General features: G+C 42.5%; 2 protein-coding genes. Both read right to left on the reverse strand.

Annotated elements, in window-relative coordinates:
- Positions 1-370: glycoside hydrolase family 108 protein (locus FK268_RS25850; protein ID WP_146437792.1), on the reverse strand; the 370-nt coding region annotated here is incomplete at its 3' end.
- Positions 371-456: 86 nt separating this feature from the next.
- Positions 457-701: Mor transcription activator family protein (locus FK268_RS25855; RefSeq protein WP_205124522.1), on the reverse strand; the 245-nt coding region annotated here is incomplete at its 5' end.

A 701-nucleotide genomic window follows, 5' to 3' on the forward strand; every position in this document is an offset into this window, starting at 1 on the left:
TAATCGCATTGATGGTATTCGCGCCAATCACACCATCTTCGGTAACGCCTACAGCACGCTGTAGAAGCTTAATCGCACGGGAATATCCGCTATTAATGGAGCAATCATAGAGATGGAATGCCACATGATTCTTAATATGATTCATCAGCTTGCCATCCCAGTAATCTTTAAAATAGATCTCAATGGCCTTTTCACGAGGGAGATCACGCATATGACCGGTATAACCATTCGCTCGGGCTACACGTTCTGTAATGCCATAATTGGTTGCACCGCCGGGATCTGATGGATGATTAACAAAGCCACCTTCTAAGTGGTCAATGATGATATTGGTGTACGCAAGGAATTGCGCTGGATACTTTGCTTTAGACATAAAAAAACCTCATCTGTTATTGATGAGGTTCATGGTAGCTTTCAGCTACAAAGGATTGAGGGTGTTAGGTTTCAGGCTTTCATCTTTTATATCAATGCTTGTTGTCTGTTAGATTCCCGTTCTGCATTCATCTCTTTCTTGATATTGAAGGCTTGACGGTATGTGATTCCAAATCGAGGACCTAATAAAAAGATCGCACGCTCTTGGCTGATCCCGAGATCAATGATTAACTTCTCTACGGCTTTCCAAAACTCCACATTACGGATCTTAACAATCGCTTCAAAACAGCGGGGAATATAGAGCCTAGTGCCTTGGTAGTGCTGTACGATTT

The sequence above is a fragment of the Tsukamurella sputi genome (assembly GCF_007858445.1).
GTDB lineage: Bacteria > Actinomycetota > Actinomycetes > Mycobacteriales > Mycobacteriaceae > Tsukamurella > Tsukamurella sputi.